Source organism: Nocardia arthritidis (assembly GCF_011801145.1).
GTDB lineage: Bacteria > Actinomycetota > Actinomycetes > Mycobacteriales > Mycobacteriaceae > Nocardia > Nocardia arthritidis_A.
The window spans coordinates 4,518,717-4,536,092 of the sequence record NZ_CP046172.1 but is presented as its reverse complement, the minus strand read 5'-3'; the positions used below and the strand labels follow the sequence as shown (position 1 = coordinate 4,536,092).

Here is a 17,376-nt window from a genome sequence, read left to right as displayed (position 1 = left end):
AATTGGAACAAGTTATTGCGAGCGGGATCGGCGGAATATATGCCAGTTTCGGCAGACTGGCTGTGGACGCGCGGCGGCCCGGCGGCGCAGGGTGAAGACATGTCTTCGCTGGCTCCGCACGAGTTCTCCCCCGAAACCACCTGGCTCAACACCGCCTCCTACGGACTGCCCGCGGCGCGCTCGCTGGCCGCGGTACAGCGGCTGCACGCGGAATGGGTGGCGGGCCGGACCGCGCCGATGGCGGACGAGACCGTCGTGGATCGCATACGCGACGGCTTCGCCCGGCTCATCGATGGCGCGAGCGCCGACCACATCGCCATCGGCAGCGGCGTCGCCCCGCTGCTCGCACCGGTGGCGGCGGCGCTGCCCGCGGGTGCGGAAGTACTGCTCGCGGAGAACGAATTCTCCTCGGTATCAATGCCTTTCGTGCACCGGCAGGATCTCGCGGTGCGCGTCGTCCCGCTCGAGCGGCTGGCCGACGAGGTGCGGCCGGAGACCGCGCTCGTCGCGGTGAGCGCCGTGCAGTCCGCCGACGGCCGGGTCACCGATCTGGCGCGGCTGCGCGCGGCGACCCTGGCGCACGGGGCGCGGCTCGCCGTCGATATCACCCAGGCCGCCAGCTGGTTCCCGCTGCGCTTCAGCGACGCCGACTACTGGGTCTGCGCCACCTTCAAATGGCTGATCGGCGCGCGCAGCGTCGCCTTCTTCGCCGCGGCGCCCGAGGCCGCCGACCTGATCCGCCCGCTCGGACCCGGCTGGTTCGCCGCGGCGGACCGGTGGGCCGAGCTCTACCGGCCGGTGGCGCTGCCCGCAACCACCCGCCGCTTCGACAGCACCCCCGACTTCATCGGCGTCTACGCCGCGCTCGGCGGACTCGACCTGATCGAGGAGATCGGCGTCGAGAAGATCGGCGCACACAACCTCGCACTGGCCGACAGCTTCCGCACCGGTTTGGTGAATCTGGGTTACGCACCGGTGCAGGAGAATTCGGCGATCGTCGCGGTGCCGGGCGCGGGCGAGGCCGCGGATCGATTGCAGCAGTCCGGAATCATCGCCTCGGCGCGCAACGGCGGGCTGCGGTTCTCGTTCCACCTCTACAACGATGAGACGGATGTCGAGCGGGCGCTCACCGCGATGGGCGAGAACCGGGCGTCTGTGTAGAGGTCCGTGCTCGGATGATTCGGCCTGACATCGACATGCCTGCTGCGCGAGCGTCTTTCGGCCGCGCGCCCGACCGTCGGGTGTGCCGATCGACCGCATCGAGGCCGCCGGACATGTAATGATGACTCGGATCGGAGGCATTGATGATCGACCCTCGGTTCCATCGGCAACCCCAGTCCAGCACCGTCACCGCGATCCCCGCAGGCGTCGTGGCCTTCGTCGGCGGGATTATCATCCTGTCCGATTTGCCGATTCTTTTGCTGTTCGACTCTGCCGATATCGACGACCCTCCCGTTTTCCTGAGCAAGCTCCTGGAACTGCTGCTACTGGCGTTCGGGCTGCTGCTGGTGGTCGGTGGGATCCGGACCTTCCGGCGGCAGAAGGGTGCACATACTCTGCTCGGAGTGGGAGGCATCGGCACTCTCGCCGTATCGGTCATCAAAATCCCTACCTGCGGCAATGGTGGTATACCTCAGTGCGAGGATGTCACCGGCGGGCATCACTCCGTTTCGGTTACCACAGATCTCACTCCAGTGTCGGCCATCGGCGTGGTATTCGGTATCACAGTGCTGGTATTGACGTTCTTGCCGAGCACGTTGCGCTGGTTGGCGGATCGACGGACCCACGACTGAACAACCGAACGAGACCAGCACCGTACGGGCATCAATGCGACAGTCGCGAACCGGCTTCCGCGGGCCAGGTGATGAGCGGCATATCCAATGCGGTGAGAATGCCTGCGGGGGCCTGGATTACCGCGGGTATCGCGTTGACGATGCGCATGGCGGTGGCGAGTACGGTGGCGTAGTTGTGGTCGCCGTTCGGACTGGAGGTCACCAGGTCGAGGGTGTAGCTGGGTTCACCGGTGAGTTCGATCCGGTAGGAGCCCTGCGGATGTGCGGGTTGCGGCCAGTCGGGGCAGAGGTCGGGGCGCAGGCGGGTGACGTGTTCGAGCACGGTCACCGGCCGGTCACCGACCATCCCGCACACCTCGAAACGCAGTGCGGCGGCGGTTCCTTCGGGGATATGCCCGGTGACGATGTCGAAAGCCGCGGGCGCGGCGGCTCTTTCGTATGTCTGGGTGACGGAGTCCAGGGTGACGCCGATGCCCGCCGCCAGCTGCCGGACCACGCTGCCCCAGGCCAGCGACAGCACTCCCGGCTGCAACAGCAGCGGTATCTCGTCGAGCGGTTTGCCGAAACCCATGATGTCGAACATGACCGCGCGGTTGTCGTAGCTGGCGTAGTCGACGATCTCCAGGCAGCGCAGCTGGTCGACGCGCAGGCAGGTGCCCGCCAGCGCCAGCGGCAGCAGGTCGTTGGCGAAGCCGGGATCGATGCCGTTCACCCACAGCGTCGAATTGCCTTGGGCGGCGGCCTCTTCGATCGGTTTCAGTAGTTCGTCGGGCAATACGCCGTACGGATATTGGTAGAAGACGGGCGCGCAGGCGACGACATTCACGCCCGCGGCCAGTATCTGCCGCAGATCCTCCACCGCCTCCAGCAGCCGGTTATCGGTCATGGCGCAGTAGACGACGCAATCGGGCCGCAGCGCGAGCATCGCGTCCGGATCGGTGCTGGCCCGGATGCCGACCGGATGTTCCAGTCCGGCAAGGGTTCCCGCGTCGACACCACCCTTGGCCGGTCCAGATACCCAGACGCCTGCCAGTTCCAGGCCGGGATTGGCGATGATGCCCGCCAGCGCGTTGCGGCCGACATTGCCTGTCCCCCATTGCACTACGCGATAAGTCATGTCACAGATCCGGGATCGGGATGGTCAGATTCGGGGCGGTCAGCCCGCCGTCCGGCTCCAGCACCTTGCCGGTGACGTAGCGACCCGCGGGTGAGACGAGATACAGTGCGGCGGCGGCGATATCGTCGGGCTCGCCGAGGCGGTGCAGCGGGGTGTTGGTTTCCAGCTGGGTGCGCATCGCATCGTTGCTCGCGACGATGTCCAGCGCCGAGGTGTGGATGGCGCCGGGCGCGATGGCGTTCACCCTGATGCGCGGGTTCAGATCCATGGCGGCGAGCCGAGTGTAGTGCGCCAGTGCGGCTTTGGCGGTGCCGTAGGCGGCGAAGGCGCGGCCGGGCAGGCGGCCCATCGTCGAGGTGATGTTGAGAATCGAGCCGCCGCCGGCGGTTTCGAGGATGTGCGGTACGGCCGCACGGACGAGTGCGTGCGCGTTGGTGACATTGAAATCGAAGGCCTGGACCAGCATTTCGGGCGTGGTGTCCAGGAGCGGGCAGGGCAGTGCGCCGCCGACATTGTTCACAACGATATCGAGGCGGCCGAACCGGTCCACCGCGGTCGCGGCCAGCGCCGCGGTCGCCTCGATATCGCTGAGGTCGGCGGCCACCACGTGTGCCCGGCGGCCGGTCGCGGCCACCTGCTCGGCCACCTCGTCCAATTGGCTCTTGGTCCGGGCCGCGATGACGACATCGGCCCCCGCCTCCGCGAAACCGATCGCGATGGCGGCACCGAGGCCGCGGCCGGCGCCGGTGACGACGGCGACCTGCCCGTCGATGCGGAATCTGTCCAGGATCATGCGCGCTCCAGCGGCTTTCGCGTCCGAATGCGCCGAATATCTCCGGCTCAGCACGCCCTCGGACATTCGCCGCGACGAACGTTCCGCGATCTGCTGTCGAATATTCGACACTCAATATCGTATATTCGACATACTAGAGTCGTTCCGCCCAGCCGCACAAGGGGTTCGCCGTGCCAGATCGCTCCCCGTCGCCGCCGACCCGGCGCGTCGTCGATATCGTCTCGCTGCTGATCGCCGCGCCGGAACCGGTGACCGTCGCGGGCATCGCGGACCGGCTCGAGATCGCCCGCGCCACCGCGACCGCGATTCTGGCCGAATTGGATTCGGCGGGTTGGGTTTCCCGCGGGGACGGCGGCTACCACCTCGGGCCCGCGCTGGCTCGACTACACGGTCCCGCGCTGCCCCGCGCCGCGGGCGAGGTACTGGACGCCCTCGCCATGCGCACCGGCTGCGGCGCCACCCTCAGCCGCATCGAGCCGGACCAGCTGACCGTGCTCGACGTTCGCCAGGGCCCGGACCGGATCGTCCCCGGAATCCCGGTCGGGCACCGCATTCCGCTGCGATTCCCGGCGGGGGCGAGCGTGATGCCGTGGCGGCCCGCCGCCGAACAGAACGCCTGGCTCGCCACCGCCGACCCGGAAACCCGCCGCACCGCAACCGTTCTGCTCAATTCGGTGCGCCGCCGCGGCATCGCGGTCTTCCGGCCCGACACCGACGACGACGCGGGCACCGTCGAACTGCTCGCCGATCTGCTCGCCGCCATGGGTTCCGAACTGCGCCAACCACATCTGCGCACCCGCGCCCTGCGCCGCCTCGCCGAACTCACCTCGCGCCCGTATACGAAATCCGAACTCGACTCCGACGTTTCGCTGCCGCTGAGCTATCTGGCCGCCCCGGTCTTCGACCGCACCGGCGTACCGGCCTATGAGATCCAGCTCGGCGCGCTGCGCACCGAAACCGGTAAATCCGAGCGCGATTCGTTCATCGCGGCCACGGTCGACGCCGCCCGCGACCTCTCCGCCGCATTGGCCGACGGTTGAAATCCGGCACACGGGTGAAATGCGGAACGACGGCGTCCGTATCTCCGAGGGCATCTACAACTGCGGCTGGTGACTAACCCAGCGCGCGTTTCGCGCCGCGGTGCAGCACCACCGGATCGGTATCCGGCGCGGTGCCGCGCAGGATGCCCTTGGCCGATGAATTCACCTGCTCCAGTTGGTTTTTCCGGTCGAACAGGGTTTTGGTGATGGCACAGGCCAGGCCGGTGTCCATATCCTCGCGCACCAGCAGCACATTGGGCACGACGACGGCGCGGACGTCGGCGGCCTGACCGTATACGTTCGCCGGAATCGCGCCGCCCTCGTACACCGTGCTCACCGTGCGCAGGGCGGGCAGCACATCGGTGACATCGATGAGCCGCACCTTGTCGTGCAGCGAATCGAACAGGTCGGTGACGCCGGGTGTCGGCAGGCCGCCGACGAAGAACATGGCGTCGACGCCGCCGTCCTTCATCGCCTCGACCGTCTTGCCGAGATCCAGGTGCTGGGCGTTGATATCGCTGTCCGGATTCAGGCCCGCGGCGCGCAGCATGCGCTGGGCAACCATCTCGATGCCGGAATTCACCGAACCGGTCGACACCCGTTTGCCTTTCAGGTCGGACATGGTGTCGATATGCGCGTCGGCCCGCACGATGACGTGCATATAGCTCAGGTACAGCCGGGAAAGCGCGCGCACCGGCTCCCTTTTGCCCGCGAACTCCTCCCGGCCGAGCGCCGCGTCGGCGGCCGTATCGGACTGCGAGAAGGCCACCTGGTACGCGCCCGCGACGAGTTGCTGGATGTTCTGCGGCGAGCCGACCGTTTCGGCGACGGTCGCCCGCACCTTGCCGTCCGTCGCCGAAGCAAGCTGTTCGGCCAGCGCCTTGCCGAGCGTGTAGAACACGCCGGAGGTGTTGCCGGAGGCGATCCCGAGCTGGGCAGGCTGGCGCACGGTGCAATCGTCGGCCCCGCCCGCCTTGTCCCCGCAGCCGGTGACCAGTCCGGCCGACACCACCGCAACGGCGAAACCCGTTGCCACTCTCCGCATCTCGCCTCCATACCGCCGCCACCGACCCGCGCGCGGACCGTCCGTCGCCCACCACTCGGGCGACACCCACTCACCTTAGCCGGGAAGTTGCTTCACGCGCGCGCCATGACCTCATGGCGTCAACGGCGTCTCGCGGCGCCGGATGGTGCGGTGCGAGATGCGCCAACCGTCCGGCGTGCGGACGACGATGTCGTCGTATACCGCGCTGCCGCAACTACCGTCGGCATTGATCCCGATACCCTTCGAACGCACCCGGACCGTGCCGTCGGCGTCCTCGCGGACCACGATGTTCGTCACATGATGGCCCACCGGATTCCGGTCGCCGAGCGCGAGCGCCGCCTCCCGCAGCGCCTCGCGTCCGTGCAACTCGCCGAGCCCGAATGCGCGGACGTCATAGACGATTTCGGGCGCGAACACCTCATCCATCCGATCGAAGGCCCCATCGTCGGTGAGGTGGCCGTGCAGCGAGACCACTTCGGCGATATCGAGCCGATCGGGGACCGAAAGTGCCATCAGCTGCCCCTTTCTCTGATACTGCGACGCAGATTAGCCGACCGGAGCCGCCGCGAGCCCGTCATTTTCCGGCATGGAATTCCCGAGCCGAATGCCGCTGCGAGATCGGCCGTAACAGCGCCGTCACCAAGGGTTTTCGGTCGTGCGAGCGGGTAGCTCGGCTAAACCCGTTGTGAGAGTGATTTTTCAGACATCGGCGGGTCGGCGGATGGCTGGTAGCGTCTGCCGAACAGCCCGCACCGGTGGGCGGTGCGGCCCTGGCCAGAGGGGTTGCGATGGAGACGTCCGCGCGATATCGGCGCTTCGCCGAGGTCGAGGCCCACGGTTACTCCCCCTGCTACGAGCTGTGGTGTCACGGCATCGCCGACGATCCGGACCTCTCGGCCCTCATCGATGAACTACCACCGCCGAAACGCCAGCCGAATCTGATCCTCGGCGCGGCACGGTATGTCGGGGTCACCGTCTCGCCGCTGGACGAATTCAAGGAGTGGCTGGTCGCGAACTGGCCCGCGGTGCGCGAAGTGGCCATGACCCACCACACCCAGACCAACGAGGCCGGGCGGGCCGCGGTGCTGCTGCCCGCGCTGGAGCCGTTCGCCGGATCGCCCGTCGCACTGATCGAGATCGGCGCGTCCGCCGGACTGTGCCTGTATCCGGACCGTTTCAGCTACCGCTACGACGACGAGATCATCATCGATCCGGATGACGGACGTTCCCCGGTATTGTTGCCGTGCACCACATCCGGACGCCCACCCATTCCGAAATGCCTGCCGCAGGTGGTTTTTCGCGCGGGTATCGACCTGCATCCGCTGGACGTCCGCAATCCCGAGGATGTGCGCTGGCTGGAATGTCTGGTCTGGCCGGAGCAGCACGACCGGCTCTCCCGGCTGCGCGATGCCGTCGCCATCGCCCGGCGTCATCCCCCGCAGCTGGTCGCGGGCGATATCGTCGACTGCATCGCCGACCTGGTTTACGCCGCCCCACAAGATGTTCCGATCATCGTATTCGGCAGCGCCGTGCTGGCGTACCTGGATCGGGGCGACCGGGCGCGGTTCGCCGACACGGTGCGCGCGCTACCGTGCACCTGGATCGCCAACGAGGGCAACGAAGTACTGCCATATGATCCGGCGCTGCTGCCGTACACCGATGTGCCGCCCGGGCGTCAGTTCATTCTGGCGCGCGACGGTATTCCGCTGGGATATGCAGGGCCGCACGGTCAGTCGCTGGATTGGTTCGCGGATCGGCGGTGATCGTAGGCGTCATCGAGTAGCTGCTCGGCGTCGGCCGCGAATCGCGGATCGCCCGAGTTGAAGCTCGGCCAGGGACGAGTTCTCGGAACTCGAGCCGCCCGTTGTAATTTCGCCCCCAGGCGAGACAGCTCCGCCGCCATCTCCGGCGGTTCGAGCACCCGGAACTCCTTGTCCAGGTGCGCGATCCGGATCGCCGTCCATTCGAGCGAATCGCCGGATGTCCGCAGCAGACAGGTGCGCTCGTCGATCGGCTCCACCTCGGCGGCCCGAACCTTCAACGCCTCGGCCAACTCTCGCGCCGAGGCATGCACCAGGAAGACCACCTCCGGTGCGGGCCGTGCCGCCGCCAACTGTCGCGCGACATACTCCGTCGGCGCCGCATCGTCGGGCAATTCCCTTGGCGCACAGTGCACCCCGATCGGAAAAGGCTCCCCGATCCGATCGACCCGGAAGGTGCGCCATTCGCCGCGGTCGACATCCCATGCCACCAGATACCAACGCCGCCCGGCCGCGACCAGGCTGTGCGGTTCGACCAACCGCTTCGACTCGGATTCGTCCTTCGCTTTATAGCGGAACCGGATTCGTTCGTGGTCGCGACAGCCCGCGGCCAGCACCACCAGTGTCTCCGGATCGATGAAGGGTCCGGCGGGCGGCCCGCCCAGCGACGATGTCGCCGCATCCACCGCGTCCACCCGGCGACGCAGCCGCGCGGGCAGGATCTGCTGCACCTTCACCAGCGCCCGCGCCGCCGATTCCTCGATGCCGCGGACCGCGCCGTATGCCGCGCCACGCAGGCCGAGGGTGATGGCCACCGCTTCCTCGTCGTCGAGCAGCAGCGGCGGCAGCGCGGTGCCGGCCGCCAGCCGATATCCGCCGGCCGAGCCGAGGTTCGCGGACACCGGATAGTCCAGTTCGCGCAGGCGATCGATATCGCGGCGCACGGTGCGGACCGTGACGCCGAGCCGTTCGGCCAGCTCCGGACCCGACCATTCGCGGCGGGTCTGCAACAGGGCGAGCAGTGCGAGCAGGCGGGCGGCGGTATCGGTCACCACACCAGTATCACCGGAATGAGGACCGAAGCTGACCTCATTGATCAATACCGTGGCGCAGGTGACCACTCGAGACACCATCAAGATCGTCGGGGCCCGCGAGCACAACCTGCGCAATGTGTCGCTGGAGATCCCCAAGGGCAAGATCGTCGTCTTCACCGGCGTCTCCGGATCGGGTAAATCCTCGATCGTCTTCGGCACCGTCGCGGTGGAGTCGCAGCGGCAACTCAACGAGACCTTCACCTGGTTCATCCGCAACCGGCTGCCGAAATACGAGCGCCCGGAGGCCGATGTCATCGATAACCTGGCGCCGGCCGTCGTGGTAGACCAGCGGCCGATCGGCGGAAATTCCCGATCGACGGTCGGCACCATGACCGATATCCAGTCGATCGTGCGGGTGCTGTTCTCCCGGTACGGTGAGCCGAGCGCCGGTGGGGCGACACACTATTCGTTCAACGATCCGCTCGGCATGTGCCCGGAGTGCGCGGGCCTCGGCCACGTGGTGCGGGCCGATCTGGACAAGCTGCTCGACACCGCGAAATCGCTCAACGAGGGCGCGATCACCTTCGCGCCCTTCGCCGTCGGCTCCTGGCAGTGGCAGCTCTACGCCCGCAGCGGGCTGTTCGACCCGGACAAGCCGCTGCGCGACTACACGCCCGAGGAGTGGCAGCTCTTCTTGCGCGGCAACGGTTTCCGTGTACCGAGGGCGAGCAGGTCCGGCTCCACCGGCACCAATGCCTACGAGGGTCTGCTGGAACGTTTCGACCGCCTGTATCTGAAGCGCGACCTGAGCTCGCTCTCGGAGAAGAACCGCGCCGCCGCCGAGGCGGTGGTGCACGAGGAGGTCTGCCCGCTCTGTCATGGCGCGCGGTTGAATCAGGCGGCGCTGGCCGGTCGCATCGACGGGCTCGGCATCGCCGACTACGGGCGGCTCGAAATCACCGATCTCATCGAGGTTTTGGCGGCCCTCACCGATCCGGTGGCCGAACCGATCGCCGCGGCGGCCCTGGCCCGGCTGCGCCGGATCGAGGAGGTCGGGCTCGGCTATCTCGCGCTGGACCGGGAGACATCGACGCTCTCGGGCGGAGAGGCGCAGCGGCTCAAGGTCGTCCGGCATCTCGGTTCGAGTTTGACCGGTATGACCTACATTTTCGACGAACCGAGCGTCGGCATGCACCCGCGCGATGTCGGCAGGCTGAACCGGCTGCTGATCCAGTTGCGGGACAAGGGAAATACCGTGCTGGTGGTGGAGCATTCGCCGGATGTCATCGCGGTGGCCGACCACGTGGTCGATATGGGGCCAGGCGCGGGCGGCCACGGCGGCCAGGTGATGTTCCAGGGCACCGTCGAAAAGCTGCGCGCCTCCGGCACATCCACCGGTGAGCGGCTGCGCCGCGGACAGCCGCTCAAAGCGCGGACCCGCACGCCGACCGGTTGGCTCACCGTGACGGGGGCCGACCGGCACAACCTGAAGAATGTCACCGCGCGGTTTCCCACCGGCGTGCTCACCGCGGTCACCGGCGTAGCCGGTTCGGGCAAAAGCACTTTGGTGTCGGACGCCTTCGTCACCGCGTATCCGGCGGCGATCGCCGTCGACCAATCGGCCATCGCCGCGTCGCGCCGCTCCAGCCCCGCGACCTACCTCGGCATCATGGATCCGCTGCGGCAACTGTTCGCCAAAACGCATCGGGTGAAGCCGGGCCTGTTCAGCTTCAACTCCGACGGCGCGTGCCCCGAATGTGACGGCGCGGGCGTGATATTCACCGATCTGGCCTATATGGATCCGGTCACCACCGTCTGCCGGACCTGCCACGGCCGCCGCTACCGGCCCGAGGTGCTGGCGTATACGGTGCAGGGCGCGTCCATCGCCGATGTGCTGGAGATGACCGTGGAACAGGCGCTCGACTTCTGGAATACGCACGCCGACAACCGGATTCGCCGACCGCTTCGCGCGCTGCACGAGGTCGGCCTCGGCTATCTCACGCTGGGCCGGACGCTGAGTTCGCTGTCCGGCGGTGAGCGGCAACGCATCAAGCTGGCCGACAACCTACGGCGCACCGGCGGCATCTACGTGCTGGACGAACCGACCACCGGACTGCATATGGCCGATGTCGACACCCTGGTGGCGCTGCTGGATCGGCTGGTGGACGCGGGCAATACCGTCATCGTCATCGAACACGATCTCGAGCTCGTCAAACGCGCCGATTGGGTGATAGATCTCGGACCCGACGGCGGCAAACACGGTGGCGAGATCGTCTTCGCGGGTACACCGGCGCAGCTGTGCGACGACCGGCGCTCCATCACCGCCGAATATCTCAGGCGCAGCCTCGCCGAAACCGCGTGATGGGCGCGGCCGGGCCAGGCAGCCCGGCCATCGCGAGCATCCTTGGAGCTATTCGCATTTCGGCGCGGAAGTCACCAAACACGGCCATTGCCAACGCTTTCGGGGCACCATTGGAAGATGAACACCCGGCACGCTCCGGCGCACGACCTGCTCGACCCGAATCCGGCTCCGGGCGACCTATACCGGCGCCTGCTCCGGTTCACCGATATCGACAACGCCCGCGATCTGGGCGGTCTTCCGGTAGCCTCCGGCGGCAGCACCCGCCGCGGCGTCGTCTTCCGCTCCGCCACCCCGCAGCAGCTCGGCCCCGCCGATCTGCGGCTGCTCACCGGACCGCTCGGCCTGCGCAGCGTCATCGATCTGCGCACCGGCGCGGAGTCCGAGCGGGAGGGCCACGGCAGACTGTCCGGCACCCTCGTCCGGGTGGTCAACCTGCCGCTGCGGGTCGCCGGGCACGCCGCCGCGAATCCGGCCGAGCTGGCCGCGCACGCGTCCGCCGCGGGCATGGTCGCGCACTATCGCGAATTGCTTTCCGGCAGCGGCGCATCCGTAATCACCGCGATGCGCCTGCTGGCCCGGCCGGAACGCCACTCGGTGCTGTTCCACTGCGCGGCGGGCAAGGACCGCACCGGTCTGCTCGCCGCGCTGCTGCTGGACGCGCTCGGCGTTCCCACCGAGCACATAGTCGCCGACTACGCGCTCTCCGCGGAACATCTGGACCAGGTGCGCGCCCGGCTGATCACCATGACGGCCTACCGCCGCCTGCCGCCGCTCGGCACCGGCATCATGTCCGTCGACCCCGGCGTGATGGCCGCATTCCTGCGCAGCCTGCACGACAGCCACGGCGGCGCGGCGGGCTGGCTGCGGCTCAACGGACTATCCGCGGCCGAACTGGACCGCCTGCGACTGAACCTGATCGATCGGTCCCGGCAATGATCCGAAAGCCGCGGGCGGCGCCGCGTTCAGCGGCATCATGAACGTCATGGGCACGCAAGACGTGGTGCAGGCCGGAGATTTCGTCAAGATCTACGACCCGAGCATCGGCAGAGACCAGCAGTGGTACATCAACGACCACACCCTGATCCAGGACACGGCGGGCAACTGGCACCTGTTCGGCATCACGCACACCGAACCCGCGGACCCGGACAACGAGATCGAGTTCGCGCACGCCACCGCGCCCGCGCTGCTCGGGCCGTGGACCACCCTCGATCCGGCGCTGACGGTCGATCCGGACTACGGCGAAACCCACCTCTGGGCGCCGCACGTGATCGCCTCGGGCGGAACGTATTTCATGTTCTACGCGGGCGGCGGCCCGGATCACACCGACGCCGAGATCAACCTGGCCACCTCCACCGACCTCTGTCAGTGGACCCGCATACCGGACGGGCCCCTGTTCCGCGACGGCTACGACGCCCGCGATCCGATGGTGCTGCAGGTCGGCGAGAAGTGGGTGATGTACTACTGCGCGACCGCCGCGCCGGAGAACGGCAATCATGTGGTGGCATACCGGGTGAGCAGCGATCTACTGCACTGGAGCGACCGGCAGTTCGCCTTCATCGATCCCACCTGCGGAACCTTCGGCGGCAATACCGAATCCCCGTTCGTGGTGCGCCAGGGCGGCTGGTGGTATCTGTTCATCGGCCCACGCCCGGATTACGTCGGCACCGATGTGTTCCGCAGCGACAACCCGTATCGGTTCCGCATCGGCGACAAGGTCGGCCACATTGCCGCGCATGCGGCGGAGGTGGTCCGCGACGGTGACGACTGGTGGATCACCCATGCGGGCTGGGGGCAGGGCGGGGTATATATCGCCCCGCTGACCTTTCCGAATTCGCCTGCGGCACAGTCCGTTCCGCGCTGATACCGGGCTCAGCCGCGGTACAGCCAGGACGTCGTGGTGATATTCGCGTGCTCCAGCGGCAGATACGCGTCGCCCTGCCAGCCGAGCGCCTGAATGGTGACCCGCAGCGCGCTGCCGAAGCAGATCGGGTCCGGCACATGCCACCGATACATGCCGAATCGCTGTGTGTCGACATAGATCTGGTCCGGCGGCAGCACCTGGTGCAGGCCGCAGTAGTTGGTGGAGAAGGTGACGTAGCGGTTGTCGATATCGAAATTCCATGCGCCGCCGAAATAGTCCTCGGTGCCGGTGCCGCAGATGGTCGGGAAGTCGGTGTCGCCGTCCATGTAGAACTTCATCTCGCCCTCACCCCACCAGCCGGGCGCGTTCGGCTGGATCGCGAGGTAGGTGCCGACATACCGGCCGGGACCGGTGATTCCGTCGACGAGGGTGTGGATCGTCGGGCTGCCGAGCGGATTGCTCTGCCGCCGCTGGGTGTACAGCCGGCCCGCCGAATCGGGAACGTCCTCCTCGGTGTAGGTGAACTGGTAGTACACCGGCACCTGGTGATCGCTGGTGTTCTCCAGCGTGATTCGGGCGTTGCCGCGAAATGGCATGGGCCAGTAGCTGTTCAGGCCCGCCGCCGGTGCGACGACGATCATCCGCGAATTCATCAGCGCCAGCTGATCCCAGACGTTGCAGAAGTAGTCGCCGAGCGAGAGCTCGATGGCGGGCACCGGATCGTCGTCCCAGTACATGCGCAGCATCAGCTGATCGAGCGTGCCGCGATCGGTGGTGATCCAGAAGTGCCGGATGATGCCGGGCCCGGAAATGTCGGCGAGGGTGGCGTTTTCGCCGGAGCCCAGATCGATCGACGGCGAGATCTTCCAGCCGACGCCGAGGAAGCGCGCGGCCCATGCCCCGTCCCGGTCGTGGCCCGCCCTCCTTGGCCGGGCGCGCCCGTGGGGTTCTCGGCGCTGACCGATCGTGTCCGCGCTCCATCAAGCCGCCACAACTCGCTCATCGCCCATATCTCCTTTATCTCGATATCAATTCAGCCCCGGCCAGCCGTATCGGGCCGGACCGGCCACGCTCGCCTGTCGCTGCGGCGCCGCGGCCGCCGGCGCGGGATTCGGCGCGGACTGTTGCGGCGCCGGGTCGCCCGACTGCTTGGCCATCTCCCGCCGCACCTCGTCCATGTCCAGCCAAAGCACCTGCTGCACAATCTCTTCCAGCGCGTCACCGGGGATGTACCCGGAATGGGAGTAGACCATCAGGCCCTCCTTGAACGCCATCAGCGTCGGGAACTTGTCCACCCCGGCCATGCCGGTGAGCGCGGGCTCGGCCTCGGTATCCACCTTGCCGTACACGATTTCCGGATGCTGCTGCGCGGAGGATTCGAAGACGGGCGCGAAATGATGGCACGGCCCGCACCAATTCGCCCACCAATCCACCAGGACGATCCGATTGCTGCTTATGACGGTATTGAAGTTGTGCTGGGTCAGTGTCTGCGTCGCCATGTCGTCCTCCCGAGATACAACCCTGCATCCTCGCATGTGCCCGGAGAATTCAGGAAGGCGCGGCGGCCCGCTGTTGTTCGGCGAGGAAATGCGCGGTGCCGACCGTGCGCTCGTACAGCTCCCGATAGTGCCGATAGTAGGGCTCATAGCGCGCGACGTGCTCGGGATCGGGTGTCACGGTGGCGATCACCGGATTCCAGCCCATGGTGTCCACCCCGGAGGCCTCGGCGGCCAGCATGGCGTCGCCGAGGCAGGCGCCGACGGTATCGGCGGGCAGCTCCTGCGGCAGGCCGGTGACCTCGGAGACGATCCGGGTCCACAGCCCGCCCTTGGTGCCGCCGCCCACCGCGACCAGCCGCCGTGCCCGGCCGCCCGCCTCGGTCATCGCCGTGAGGTTGTGCCGGACGCCGTACGCGATCCCCTCCAGCACCGCGCGATACAGTTCCGCGCGGCCGTGCCCGAGCGTCAGGCCCGCGATGATGCCGCGCGCGTCCGGATCGAACAGCGGCGTGCGCTCACCCGCGAAGTAGGGCAGCACCAGCAGGCCCCTGCTGCCGGGCGGCACCTGCGCCGCCGCCCCGACCAGCTCGCCGAAATCGCCGCCCACCAGTGTCCGCAGCCAATCGGTGACGGCGCCCGACGTCGCCATTCCGGCGGCCAAAGTGTATGTGCCGGGCCAGGTTCCGCAGGTGCCCCACAGTCCGGGATGCGGCCGTGGATCGGTAAGCACCTGCACCAGGAACATGGTGGTGCCGTACATCACCATGGCATCGCCGGGCGCCCGCACGCCGACGCTCGCGGCCTCCGCCCACGCGTCGATGGTTCCGGTGGTCACCGGCAGCCCGGCGGGCAAACCCGTTGCCGCGGCCGCCTTTTCGGTGACGCGCCCGACTATCTCGGTGGGCCAGGCCAGTTCCGGCAGCGGCAGCTTCGGCGCCACCGCGGCGGCCCAGTCCGCGGCCCAGGCCCGCGCCCGCAGGTCGTACATCGGCACACACTGACTGGCCGACTGATGGTCGAGCACGTAGCGGCCCGTGAGCCGGTGCACCAGAAAGGAACTCGCCATCAGCAGCATCGAGGTGCGGGCCGCGACGCCGGGATCGCGGCGCGCCAGCCAGCGCAGCTTCGGACCGACAGCCTGACTCGTCAATGGCGAGCCGCAGCGACCCAGCACCGCCTCGGCCCCCAACTCCGCGTTCAGCTCGGCGATTTCGGCGGTGGCCCGGGTATCGACGCCGTAGAGGATGGCGGGCCGCAGCGGCGCGCCGGAGGCGTCGGCGGGCAGCAGGCACGGCCCGATCCCGCTCACCGCGAGCGCCGTGAGCGGCGCGCCCGCCGCGGCCGCGGTCAGCTCGCGGGCCAGCGCGACGAAATCCGCCCACCACACGGCCTCGGCGTCATGTTCCACCCATCCGGGATACGGCGTCGAAACACCGTGCGCCCGTTCGGCTCTCGCGACAACACGGCCGTCCTCGGCCACCAGGACGCCCTTCGAACTCGACGTCCCGATATCGATGCCGAGGAACATCACCGCGCGAACTCGTCCAGCCGCACGCCGAGCAGTTCACACGCGGCCCGCACCGCCGCTCGGTGATCACCCGGCACCGCGTGAATGTGGTTCGCGCCGAACCGGGAAAGGAAATCCTCCGCCTTCGCGTCCAAGCGCGCGAACGCATGTGGCCATTCCCAGGTGGACTGCTTCATCAGCGCCTCGTTGGTGGCCGCGTCGTAGTTCTCGAATTCGCCCAGCATCAACTGCATTCGGTAGTCGCCGTCCAGCCGGGTGAGCCGGGCCAGCGTCATCTGTCCCGGCGCGGCCAGGTGGTGCACCGAGGCGCCGCCCGCCGGGAAGAAGAACACCTCCGGATACAGATGCACCTTGGCCAGATTCTCCGCCGGATCGGCGCTGCGGGCCGCGAACCAGGTGGCGTGCTGGCCGGAGTTGCACAGATCCCATATGTCCCGGTCGGCGTGGTAGTGCCGCACATCGGCGAAAAGCACCGGGGTTCCGGCGATCCGGTGCAGCAGCTGCATGGTGAGCGCGCCGTCCATATCGGCCTCGGTGGCGCAGATATGCGGCTGTTTCGGCCCGTTCCAGTCGTACGGATCGTTCAGGAACGCCTCGGTGATATCCATCGTGGCGAAGTACTGGGTGAGCTCCGGCTGGCCCTTGATGCCGGAGAAGTCCAGCCGCCATTCCGAAATCAGTTCGCGCACCGCGAGATACGAGCGGATCTGGCGTTCGAGCAGTTCGGGGGTGAGCTTGTCGCCGTCGTAATGCACGCCCGCCGTGTGCTGCTCCAGCCATTCGCGCGCGGCCTTGGCCTCGGCCGGATCGGCGAGTTCGGCCCGGCGCACGATCTCCCACTGGTCGATCTCCTCGACATCGATGCCGAACAGCCGCTGCCACTGATCGGTGTTGGCGACCGCCGTGTTCATCCCCATCGGCCGCCCGCCGAAGCGCCCGAAAGTACTGCCGCGCAGGCTCTGTACCGCGGCCGCCGCCGTCGCGTGCGTGCCGATCGCGGTGATCAGCGCCGGATCGGCCGGGTCGCCCCAGAGCCGGGTGTGCGCGCGGCCGATCTGATCCAGCGCGCCGCCGGCCGCCAGCATGCCGACCATGCCCGGCTGTACCGGGTCGATATTCGACAGCAGCAGCAGCGGACCCGGCGTCGCGCCCGCGGCGAGCATGGTGAAGTGCGGGAACGCCCACACCGCGTAGTGCAGCACGGTCAGGTCCACGCCCGCCGCGGCCACACTCCGCGCCACCGATCCGGCCAGCGCGTTATCGCTGACCGGCGCCGAACCCCGGACGACCGTATGCCCGGCCGCCGTCAACGCGGCGACCAGGCGGTCCTCGGTCGTGTTGATGAACTCCGCGATCCCCGCGTGCACATAGTCGCGGCCGTCGGAAATGCTGATGACACCGATACGCGCCATGCCGGTCCTCCCGTAGTGGGTGGTCGGATTGGTAAGACTCGCACTCAGTATGGCAGGACAAAGGCGCGCGAAATGGCTAGTGTCCGAATACATCCCATGGCGGGATCAGACGCGTGCGGTTCGGTCGACCCC

16 protein-coding genes are annotated in these 17,376 nt (G+C 67.8%); 7 read left to right on the top strand and 9 right to left on the bottom strand.

Annotated features, from left to right (window positions below):
• The first annotated feature begins 99 nt into the window (after positions 1–99).
• Together F5544_RS20450 and F5544_RS20445 are read left to right on the top strand one after the other, a co-directional pair.
• Complete coding sequence (locus F5544_RS20450) at positions 100–1,161, top strand: aminotransferase class V-fold PLP-dependent enzyme (protein WP_167474675.1); 1,062 nt, start codon at positions 100–102, stop codon at positions 1,159–1,161.
• Between the two features lie 143 nt (positions 1,162–1,304).
• Positions 1,305–1,793, top strand: a complete 489-nt coding sequence (locus F5544_RS20445) for a hypothetical protein (RefSeq protein WP_167474674.1) — start codon at positions 1,305–1,307, stop codon at positions 1,791–1,793.
• A 31-nt stretch (positions 1,794–1,824) separates the two neighbouring features.
• Here F5544_RS20445 and F5544_RS20440 read toward each other — a convergent pair whose 3' ends face one another.
• Entirely contained in the window at positions 1,825–2,910 is a 1,086-nt protein-coding gene (locus F5544_RS20440; protein ID WP_167474673.1) for an NAD(P)H-dependent amine dehydrogenase family protein, read from the bottom strand.
• Between the two features lies 1 nt (position 2,911).
• Positions 2,912–3,703, bottom strand: a complete 792-nt coding sequence (locus F5544_RS20435) for an SDR family oxidoreductase (protein ID WP_167479353.1) — start codon at positions 3,701–3,703, stop codon at positions 2,912–2,914.
• 170 nt (positions 3,704–3,873) lie between these two features.
• Between F5544_RS20435 and F5544_RS20430 the strand changes: the two genes are divergently transcribed.
• Positions 3,874–4,743 carry a MarR family transcriptional regulator gene (locus tag F5544_RS20430; RefSeq protein WP_167474672.1) on the top strand — a complete coding sequence of 290 codons (870 nt, stop codon included), beginning with the start codon at positions 3,874–3,876 and terminating at the stop codon, positions 4,741–4,743.
• Positions 4,744–4,816: 73 nt separating this feature from the next.
• Here the strand turns inward: F5544_RS20430 and F5544_RS20425 are convergent, their stop codons facing one another.
• The gene (locus F5544_RS20425) at positions 4,817–5,788 is read right to left on the bottom strand and encodes a TAXI family TRAP transporter solute-binding subunit (RefSeq protein WP_167474671.1); all 972 of its coding nucleotides are present in this window, start codon (positions 5,786–5,788) and stop codon (positions 4,817–4,819) included.
• A gap of 111 nt (positions 5,789–5,899) precedes the next feature.
• A complete protein-coding gene (locus tag F5544_RS20420) occupies positions 5,900–6,301 on the bottom strand; it encodes a nuclear transport factor 2 family protein (protein ID WP_167474670.1) in 402 nt (133 codons plus the stop codon).
• Between the two features lie 275 nt (positions 6,302–6,576).
• Between F5544_RS20420 and F5544_RS20415 the strand changes: the two genes are divergently transcribed.
• Entirely contained in the window at positions 6,577–7,551 is a 975-nt protein-coding gene (locus F5544_RS20415; RefSeq protein ID WP_167474669.1) for a DUF2332 domain-containing protein, read from the top strand.
• Here the strand turns inward: F5544_RS20415 and F5544_RS20410 are convergent.
• Positions 7,518–8,600 carry a helix-turn-helix transcriptional regulator gene (locus tag F5544_RS20410; RefSeq protein ID WP_167474668.1) on the bottom strand — a complete coding sequence of 361 codons (1,083 nt, stop codon included), beginning with the start codon at positions 8,598–8,600 and terminating at the stop codon, positions 7,518–7,520. The two genes, F5544_RS20415 and F5544_RS20410, sit on opposite strands and share 34 nt — an antisense overlap.
• A gap of 61 nt (positions 8,601–8,661) precedes the next feature.
• Here F5544_RS20410 and F5544_RS20405 point away from each other — a divergent pair, with 61 nt between their 5' ends.
• The 3 genes from F5544_RS20405 to F5544_RS20395 all read left to right on the top strand — a co-directional run bounded on the left by F5544_RS20405 (position 8,662) and on the right by F5544_RS20395 (position 12,805).
• Positions 8,662–10,944 carry an ATP-binding cassette domain-containing protein gene (locus tag F5544_RS20405; protein WP_238847352.1) on the top strand — a complete coding sequence of 761 codons (2,283 nt, stop codon included), beginning with the start codon at positions 8,662–8,664 and terminating at the stop codon, positions 10,942–10,944.
• Between the two features lie 117 nt (positions 10,945–11,061).
• The gene (locus tag F5544_RS20400) at positions 11,062–11,880 is read left to right on the top strand and encodes a tyrosine-protein phosphatase (RefSeq protein ID WP_167474666.1); all 819 of its coding nucleotides are present in this window, start codon (positions 11,062–11,064) and stop codon (positions 11,878–11,880) included.
• A 46-nt stretch (positions 11,881–11,926) separates the two neighbouring features.
• Positions 11,927–12,805, top strand: a complete 879-nt coding sequence (locus F5544_RS20395; protein ID WP_167474665.1) for a family 43 glycosylhydrolase — start codon at positions 11,927–11,929, stop codon at positions 12,803–12,805.
• An 8-nt stretch (positions 12,806–12,813) separates the two neighbouring features.
• Here F5544_RS20395 and F5544_RS20390 read toward each other — a convergent pair whose 3' ends face one another.
• The 4 genes from F5544_RS20390 to F5544_RS20375 form a co-directional block, all read right to left on the bottom strand.
• Positions 12,814–13,551: a glycoside hydrolase family 172 protein gene (locus tag F5544_RS20390; RefSeq protein WP_238847351.1), complete on the bottom strand. Its 738-nt coding sequence runs from the start codon at positions 13,549–13,551 to the stop codon at positions 12,814–12,816.
• A gap of 282 nt (positions 13,552–13,833) precedes the next feature.
• Positions 13,834–14,304, bottom strand: a complete 471-nt coding sequence (locus F5544_RS20385; protein WP_167474664.1) for a thioredoxin domain-containing protein — start codon at positions 14,302–14,304, stop codon at positions 13,834–13,836.
• Between the two features lie 49 nt (positions 14,305–14,353).
• On the bottom strand, positions 14,354–15,832 hold the full coding sequence (locus F5544_RS20380) for an FGGY-family carbohydrate kinase (RefSeq protein WP_167474663.1): 1,479 nt from the start codon (positions 15,830–15,832) through the stop codon (positions 14,354–14,356).
• Positions 15,832–17,244: an L-fucose/L-arabinose isomerase family protein gene (locus F5544_RS20375; RefSeq protein WP_167474662.1), complete on the bottom strand. Its 1,413-nt coding sequence runs from the start codon at positions 17,242–17,244 to the stop codon at positions 15,832–15,834. The genes F5544_RS20380 and F5544_RS20375 overlap by 1 nt, the downstream gene beginning before the upstream one ends.
• Positions 17,245–17,376: the final 132 nt, after the last annotated feature.

What these genes read in the sequence shown, in the direction of transcription:
- F5544_RS20450 (WP_167474675.1), top strand. Translation starts at nt 100, where the DNA reads ATGTCTTCGCTGGCTCCGCACGAGTTCTCCCCCGAAACCACCTGGCTC.
- F5544_RS20445 (WP_167474674.1), top strand. Translation starts at nt 1,305, where the DNA reads ATGATCGACCCTCGGTTCCATCGGCAACCCCAGTCCAGCACCGTCACC.
- F5544_RS20440 (WP_167474673.1), bottom strand. Translation starts at nt 2,910, where the DNA reads ATGACTTATCGCGTAGTGCAATGGGGGACAGGCAATGTCGGCCGCAAC.
- F5544_RS20435 (WP_167479353.1), bottom strand. Translation starts at nt 3,703, where the DNA reads ATGATCCTGGACAGATTCCGCATCGACGGGCAGGTCGCCGTCGTCACC.
- F5544_RS20425 (WP_167474671.1), bottom strand. Translation starts at nt 5,788, where the DNA reads ATGCGGAGAGTGGCAACGGGTTTCGCCGTTGCGGTGGTGTCGGCCGGA.
- F5544_RS20420 (WP_167474670.1), bottom strand. Translation starts at nt 6,301, where the DNA reads ATGGCACTTTCGGTCCCCGATCGGCTCGATATCGCCGAAGTGGTCTCG.
- F5544_RS20415 (WP_167474669.1), top strand. Translation starts at nt 6,577, where the DNA reads ATGGAGACGTCCGCGCGATATCGGCGCTTCGCCGAGGTCGAGGCCCAC.
- F5544_RS20400 (WP_167474666.1), top strand. Translation starts at nt 11,062, where the DNA reads ATGAACACCCGGCACGCTCCGGCGCACGACCTGCTCGACCCGAATCCG.
- F5544_RS20395 (WP_167474665.1), top strand. Translation starts at nt 11,927, where the DNA reads ATGGGCACGCAAGACGTGGTGCAGGCCGGAGATTTCGTCAAGATCTAC.
- F5544_RS20390 (WP_238847351.1), bottom strand. Translation starts at nt 13,551, where the DNA reads ATGCTGCGCATGTACTGGGACGACGATCCGGTGCCCGCCATCGAGCTC.
- F5544_RS20385 (WP_167474664.1), bottom strand. Translation starts at nt 14,304, where the DNA reads ATGGCGACGCAGACACTGACCCAGCACAACTTCAATACCGTCATAAGC.
- F5544_RS20380 (WP_167474663.1), bottom strand. Translation starts at nt 15,832, where the DNA reads ATGTTCCTCGGCATCGATATCGGGACGTCGAGTTCGAAGGGCGTCCTG.
- F5544_RS20375 (WP_167474662.1), bottom strand. Translation starts at nt 17,244, where the DNA reads ATGGCGCGTATCGGTGTCATCAGCATTTCCGACGGCCGCGACTATGTG.